General features: G+C 46.7%; 10 protein-coding genes. 3 read left to right on the top strand and 7 right to left on the bottom strand.

Going from position 1 to position 5,828, the window contains the following annotated elements:
• Together FJZ26_03590 and FJZ26_03585 are read right to left on the bottom strand one after the other, a co-directional pair.
• The coding region (locus FJZ26_03590; protein MBM3229488.1) for a hypothetical protein at window positions 1–305 on the bottom strand (305 nt) is incomplete at its 3' end.
• Window positions 306–455: 150 nt separating this feature from the next.
• Entirely contained in the window at window positions 456–1,082 is a 627-nt protein-coding gene (locus FJZ26_03585; GenBank protein ID MBM3229487.1) for an MTAP family purine nucleoside phosphorylase, read from the bottom strand.
• 192 nt (window positions 1,083–1,274) lie between these two features.
• Here FJZ26_03585 and FJZ26_03580 point away from each other — a divergent pair, with 192 nt between their 5' ends.
• The 3 genes from FJZ26_03580 to FJZ26_03570 all read left to right on the top strand — a co-directional run bounded on the left by FJZ26_03580 (window position 1,275) and on the right by FJZ26_03570 (window position 2,187).
• Entirely contained in the window at window positions 1,275–1,508 is a 234-nt protein-coding gene (locus FJZ26_03580; GenBank protein MBM3229486.1) for a hypothetical protein, read from the top strand.
• A 113-nt stretch (window positions 1,509–1,621) separates the two neighbouring features.
• Window positions 1,622–1,840 carry a hypothetical protein gene (locus FJZ26_03575; protein ID MBM3229485.1) on the top strand — a complete coding sequence of 73 codons (219 nt, stop codon included), beginning with the start codon at window positions 1,622–1,624 and terminating at the stop codon, window positions 1,838–1,840.
• Window positions 1,837–2,187 carry a hypothetical protein gene (locus tag FJZ26_03570; protein ID MBM3229484.1) on the top strand — a complete coding sequence of 117 codons (351 nt, stop codon included), beginning with the start codon at window positions 1,837–1,839 and terminating at the stop codon, window positions 2,185–2,187. Before FJZ26_03575 ends, FJZ26_03570 begins: the two co-directional genes overlap by 4 nt.
• A 26-nt stretch (window positions 2,188–2,213) precedes the next feature.
• On the opposite strand, the gene FJZ26_03565 is transcribed toward FJZ26_03570, so the two are convergent.
• The 5 genes from FJZ26_03565 to FJZ26_03545 form a co-directional block, all read right to left on the bottom strand.
• Complete coding sequence (locus tag FJZ26_03565) at window positions 2,214–2,912, bottom strand: methyltransferase domain-containing protein (protein MBM3229483.1); 699 nt, start codon at window positions 2,910–2,912, stop codon at window positions 2,214–2,216.
• Between the two features lie 12 nt (window positions 2,913–2,924).
• Window positions 2,925–3,800 carry an exonuclease gene (locus FJZ26_03560; protein MBM3229482.1) on the bottom strand — a complete coding sequence of 292 codons (876 nt, stop codon included), beginning with the start codon at window positions 3,798–3,800 and terminating at the stop codon, window positions 2,925–2,927.
• Window positions 3,801–3,844: 44 nt separating this feature from the next.
• Window positions 3,845–4,282, bottom strand: coding sequence for a 5-(carboxyamino)imidazole ribonucleotide mutase (gene purE, locus FJZ26_03555; protein ID MBM3229481.1), 438 nt, complete (start codon window positions 4,280–4,282; stop codon window positions 3,845–3,847).
• Window positions 4,283–4,348: 66 nt separating this feature from the next.
• Window positions 4,349–5,248 carry a phosphoribosylaminoimidazolesuccinocarboxamide synthase gene (locus tag FJZ26_03550; protein MBM3229480.1) on the bottom strand — a complete coding sequence of 300 codons (900 nt, stop codon included), beginning with the start codon at window positions 5,246–5,248 and terminating at the stop codon, window positions 4,349–4,351.
• 141 nt (window positions 5,249–5,389) lie between these two features.
• On the bottom strand, window positions 5,390–5,764 hold the full coding sequence (locus tag FJZ26_03545; GenBank protein ID MBM3229479.1) for a hypothetical protein: 375 nt from the start codon (window positions 5,762–5,764) through the stop codon (window positions 5,390–5,392).
• Window positions 5,765–5,828 lie beyond the last annotated feature (64 nt).

Raw genomic sequence — 5,828 nt, 5'->3', positions numbered from 1 at the left:
AGCATCCTGTAGTCATATGTTGCCCCATTTGAAATGCGAAGCACTCGGCCTTCCTTGGACTCCTTTACCTCGGTTTGAACACAGTCAAGTGTTTTATTGTAGTCAAAAAAGTTCTGCCAAATGTCCCTTGCAGCCTTTTCAAGGGTCCAGCGCACGCCGTAGGTAGTTAGAATTCCCGTGTAGATGTTCTCCTCCGCGGCTTTTTTGCGCGCCAAAAAGGTTTTCAAGGAGGAAAACCTGTCGGTAACTTTGGTCTTAGATGTCAAATCAGGCGCATTGCCACCGCCAAACCACGTTTTGAACATACATATATTATGCCAAAAGGAGTTTAAAAATATGCTTGTTTTGACATTTTTAGCCACATAACTTATATGGCTTGGGATATTGTATAAATATATACATTATCGCAACTCCATTGCACCCATAGCTGGCGCACGGCCTAGTTTATTATGCGTCTAGACAAGCGCGATGAGGTTTGATACGATATTCTTGACCTCATTTTCCCTCTGTGCAACAACCACTTTTACCTCGTTGTGGTCAAGGGGCTTTTTCAAAACCCCGGTCCCAAAGTTGGTTGTGATTGCAAGGGTGGCGTTTTGGATTTTTACGCCGGTTGCCCTAAGTTCGTTGAACAGGATGGCCTCGACTGTTGAGGTCATGCCAAGAAGATGTACGCCAATCTTTCTGAAAAACGCCACTTCTGCAGCGGTTTCATATCTTGGGCCCTTGGTATCCGCAAGAACTGCTCCGGTTTTGATTTTAAGGCCGGAAGCCTTGCCTGCCTGCAGCACCTTGCTTTTTAACCCAGGGCTATAGGGAGCACTCATGTCCGGGTGCACTATTCCGCCTTTAAAGTCCTCGATAAAGGTTGGGGTGTCCATAATCCTAAACAGGTCTTCTACGAGAACAAACTGCCCCACACTGAACGGTTTTTTTCCTGTAAGGCCGACTGCTGAAACTGAAAGCACGTCTGTAGCCCCCACTTCCGCAAGTGCAAAAACATTGGCCCTGTGGTCAATTTTGTGCGGGGGGATTGTGTGTTTTTTTTCCATGCCTTGGCAGCAGGATGAATGGCATGCCATTCAATGTGCCCCTGATAATGGAAGCAGGCCCAAACGGGGTTTTTACCAGGCTTGTTTTGGAGCAGATTTGCCCCTGCCGTCCATGAACTTCTCAAGGCCACTGCCACTTATTACTGCCAAAGTTCTCATTGAAATGCACCCCTGGATTTTAGGAAACAAGAATTTATAAATCGGGGAGAAAATGATGGACTTATGCAAGTATTTGGAATGCGCACTGCTGTAATTGCCGGTTTTCCAGCCGCGCCTGAGGCTTTTTGGGAAAATAATCATCCAAAAAAGCCTGAAAATCACACCGCCCGCATTTTTCCGCAGAAAACAAGGATACGATTTCCCGCAGGGAGATCAGGATCCGCACCAAGAGAAATTAGACTTGATTACAAATACGAAAACCTTATTAATTTATCAACTGATAAATTAATCAAGTGATACATATGACGACAATAGATTTAGTTAAACCAGCCAGGAAGTCTGTAGGCGTTGGCTTTGCAACCTTCAGCCCGAAAAATCTTGGCAGATACCCAAGACTTGACACTGTTCTTATGGTAGAAAAGGCACTATACAGGCACAAAAGCGAGAAAACCATAACGCAAATTTGGAAGCTTTTGCCAAAAAAGGTCATGTGGACCACATATATCACGATATTGGACTACCTGGAATATTCTGGCAAAATATATATCGAGCCTGACAGGACTGTGACTTGGCTTTGGAATCCTGCAAAGGTGGCTGAGTTGAAAGGGCGGGGGCTAGTGATAGCATGAAGGACAACAGAGCCAAAAGCGTTTCATTTGCAGATGAGTCTCTCCTAAATGCCTACCAGCAGCTAAAATCTGGCAAGTTTGAGGAGCAGGAGCTTGCAAAATACCTTGACCGTGCAATTGGTGACTTGAAGGAAAACCCGCTTTGCGGCATAAAAATCCCAAGACATCTCTGGCCTGATGAGTATGCGAAAAAATTCGGAATTGACAACCTTCGGAAATACGACTTGCCTGATGGCTGGCGGCTTATGTATTACCTTGTAGGTAACAGGGTAGAGATAATTTCAGTAATTCTTGAATGGCTTACACACAAGGATTACGAAAAAAGATTCGGATACAAAACAAGATAGGTGCGTGAATCTCGGACTGTTTCTTTTTAATTCCTTTGTGGCGGCGGCACTTTCAGTGCAAAAACAAGATAGGCGGTGTGCGTCAGTCCCGTATTTTCAGGCCTAAAACCTGCCTCGCGCACCAGATATTCACGCACCATGCACTCTATTGTCTCAATCCTGCCAAAACCACAGCCAGATTTGCCGAAGCCAGCCGCATGCCCGCCAGAACTGCCGCCAGATGCACCAGTGCCGTTTTCTTTATCGCCAAATCCGCTGTCTGTGCCTTTGCTTGCACCTGCTTGCCCGCACCCCTCGCATGCTTTTACAAACCTCTGCACCTGCTCTGCGTGCGGCAGATAGCCGACAAGCATTCCGCCATCCTTTAGCGCCCCATACGCATGTCCCACTGCCTTGTCAGAATCTGCAAGGTCAAGTGTCACCAAGTCCAATTCCTTTTCCTTTATGCCGTCAAACACGCTTGCGTGCTTAATTTTCACATTCTTCAATCCAGCCCTCTGCACGTTTTCTGAGGCAAGCTTGACAAAGTCCTCACGCCACTCGTAAGCCACAACTGATTTGCATACATTTCCAAGGGAAATTGCAAGCCAGCCGCTTCCCGCGCCCGCATCAACAGCCTTTGATGTCTTGCCAACTCCAGAGTAGGCAAGTATCATGCCAATGTCCTTTGGCAAAATCACCTGCGGCCCCCTTTTCAATTTCCTAAGTATGTTTGGGAAAATCATAAACTCAACCAATCAGACTGCGTTAATTTCATAGTGCATGGCCTTAAGCATTTCACTTTTCGCCCCCTGCCCTTCCTGCAATCTTTCCTGTGCCTCATCCGGCTCGCTTAGGACAGAAAGTGCCTTTTCCTTCTTTTTTTCATACGCCCACTTTGCAAGCGTCTCAAGATGCACGATATCTTCCGCATTATATCTTATAAGCGTGTCAAGCGCCGCCTTGTCCCCCTTCCACTCATAGCGGTTCCAAAGCTTTACCGCGTCCCAGCCAGTCAGCCCCTGCAAGTCAGAAGGCCTCTCAAGTTTGAACTGCTGCTCAATTCTTTTTAAGCCGCCTGTTATTCCAAGCGAGCGGAGCACAAAGCGCAAGTCAACATGCACCTGGTCGAATTTTACACCCTTAAAGTAGCTTTTCAAAAACGGCATATCAAACATCTGCCCATTGAAAGTCACAAGCATCGAGTATTTTTTTATATCCTCGGCAAACTCATCAAGGCTTTTGACGCCAAGCGAATTTTTTCCGTTGACATACGAGTGCGTTTTTTTCCCGTCGTAAATGCCAACAACAGTAAGCTTTGATGCCTGCCAGGACAGGCCCGTTGTCTCAATGTCAAGGTAGCCGATTTTGCCCTCAAACTCCGGCAGGGCACGCCATGTGGAGTCGCTTGGGAGGCATGAAGAAAAGTATGGAAAATTTCCAGAATCAAGCGCCTCGCTTGACTCAAATATATGCTTGAAGATATGTTCCTTCATTGTTGACGGCATTGAAAGGTTCTTGCCGCGAGATAAAAAATCATCCCAACAATTCATTCCAAAGCGCCAAAGCTTGGATTCGGTTTTTGCCCCTATGCCAGGAACATGGATGAATGTATTTTCAAGCGTAAGGAGCACCCAAAATTTTGCCCTGAAAAGGCAAGCTTAACTTCTACCGGCACTTATTTTCTTCCTGCCGCCCTAAGCTCCGCAAGTTTTTTTGCAACTTCCTTGTCAGATAGCGCGATTATCTGCGCAGCCAAAATGCCTGCGTTTTTAGCCCCGTCAATCGCAACTGTTGCCACAGGTATTCCGGTTGGCATCTGCATTGCAGACAAAAGTGCGTCAAGACCTTCAAGCTTCACGTTGAGCGGCACTCCGATAACCGGTTTTGTTGTCTTGGATGCCACAAAACCCGGGAGTGCTGCAGACAGGCCGGCCATTGCAATGAACACTTCAGCCCCGCAAGTATTAATCACCGAGATTGCCTTGTCAGGGTTGCGGTGCGCAGATGCCACAACAATGTCAGCATCCACTCCAAGCGCATCCAGCTGCTCCAATGCCCTTTTCGCATGCTCCATGTCAGAATCAGAGCCAAGCATGATTTGAACTCGCACCATAGAAATCACCTAATCTAAAATAATTTTATTTGTTTAGTTCCACTCAAACTTCTTTCCCGCCCAAGCTTATTGCCACGCGAATTTTTTCCCAGTGAGTAGCTCGTACGCCTCAACGTATTTTTTCGAGGTGTTTTGTATTATTTCATCCGGAAGCTGCGGCGCCGGCGGCTTTTTGTCCCAGCCGATTCCTTCAAGGTAATCGCGGGCATACTGCTTGTCAAAGGATGGCTGGTTTTTGCCCTCAACGTATTTGTCGGCAGGCCAGTACCTGCTTGAATCCGGGGTTAGAACCTCATCAATAAGTATTAGTTCCCCGTTGTAAATGCCAAACTCGAATTTTGTATCCGCAAGTATTATGCCTCTTGTTTTTGCATAGTCTGCCGCTGTTGAATAAAGATTTATGCTTGCCTCTTTTATCTGCTTGTATATATCCGCACCAACAAGTTTTGCAGCCTCTTCATCATTTATGTTAATATCATGTCCAGTAGTTGCCTTTGTGCTTGGCGTGAAAATCGGAGTGGGCAGCTTGCTTGAATTTACAAGCCCAGGCGGAAGTTTTATGCCGCACACGGAACCAGTTGCATTGTAGTCTTTCAAGCCTGAGCCTGCCAGGTAGCCGCGCACGACGCACTCAATTGGAAGCGGCTTTGCCTTGACAACAACCATTGAGCGGCCTGCAAGAAAACTTGGCAATCCGTCCGGCACTTTTGCCTGGAAAGCTCTGTTCGCATCTCCTGCAAGATGGTTTTTGATTACGCCTTTGAGCTTTTCAAACCAGAAAAAGGAAAGCTGCGTGAGCACGGTGCCCTTGTATGGGATGCCTTGGGAAAAGACGACGTCAAATGCGGAAAGGCGGTCTGAAGCAATCATCAGAAGCTTGTCCTCATATTCATAAGTGTCGCGCACTTTGCCCCTTGAATGAAGCTTAAGCGGCAAGTCTGTTTTGGTCATCACAACGCCTGACATAAAACCACCCACAAACGATCGCTTGGTTAATGAACTGGGGACATGTATTGCCCTTGAAAAAATATGGCTGAAAAACGATATAAAGCTTGGGACTTGAAAACAGGGACTTGTGTCTTGAAGCTTGAGTGTTAGGGGATTATTTTATTTTTCAAATCCAAGGAATACTGCTTTGACAGGAGAAATAGACTTAGAATTAGTTTTGGGGCTAGACGAGGGATTCTGGTCGTATTTGAGTGTTCGGCCCTTTAGGTATGGCGACTTGAGCCCAATGACAGTCTCCATGCTGACCCCACAAGGAAGCGCGCTTATGCCAAGAAAATCAAGTGCCGCCTTGCCATCAAGCCAAAGTCTTCCCGAATCTGTTTCAACAAACAGAACCGACCCTCCGGATTCCGTCCCTATTTCAAGCACTTTGGCTGTTTTATAGGGCTTGACAGACTGCCTCAGAACTACAATCCTTGAGTAGAAGTTCACGTGCACCTCGTTATTTTTGTAAAGGCAATTTTCACATCGCATATGGTCGCCAAGATTCAAAGACTTGACTGCCTGTGGCTCATACCAGACAACTACCCTGCAGGAA

It is taken from the genome of Candidatus Parvarchaeota archaeon, from assembly GCA_016866895.1.
Classification (GTDB): domain Archaea; phylum Micrarchaeota; class Micrarchaeia; order Anstonellales; family VGKX01; genus VGKX01.
This window is presented reverse-complemented; position numbering and strand designations above follow the sequence as displayed.

Bases quoted from the DNA above. Each gene is read 5' to 3' on its own strand.
- FJZ26_03550 (MBM3229480.1), bottom strand. From the start codon at position 5,248: ATGTCAGGCGTTGTGATGACCAAAACAGACTTGCCGCTTAAGCTTCAT.
- FJZ26_03565 (MBM3229483.1), bottom strand. From the start codon at position 2,912: ATGATTTTCCCAAACATACTTAGGAAATTGAAAAGGGGGCCGCAGGTG.
- FJZ26_03585 (MBM3229487.1), bottom strand. From the start codon at position 1,082: ATGGCATGCCATTCATCCTGCTGCCAAGGCATGGAAAAAAAACACACA.
- FJZ26_03575 (MBM3229485.1), top strand. From the start codon at position 1,622: ATGGTAGAAAAGGCACTATACAGGCACAAAAGCGAGAAAACCATAACG.
- purE (MBM3229481.1), bottom strand. From the start codon at position 4,282: ATGGTGCGAGTTCAAATCATGCTTGGCTCTGATTCTGACATGGAGCAT.
- FJZ26_03545 (MBM3229479.1), bottom strand. From the start codon at position 5,764: ATGCGATGTGAAAATTGCCTTTACAAAAATAACGAGGTGCACGTGAAC.
- FJZ26_03570 (MBM3229484.1), top strand. From the start codon at position 1,837: ATGAAGGACAACAGAGCCAAAAGCGTTTCATTTGCAGATGAGTCTCTC.
- FJZ26_03580 (MBM3229486.1), top strand. From the start codon at position 1,275: ATGCAAGTATTTGGAATGCGCACTGCTGTAATTGCCGGTTTTCCAGCC.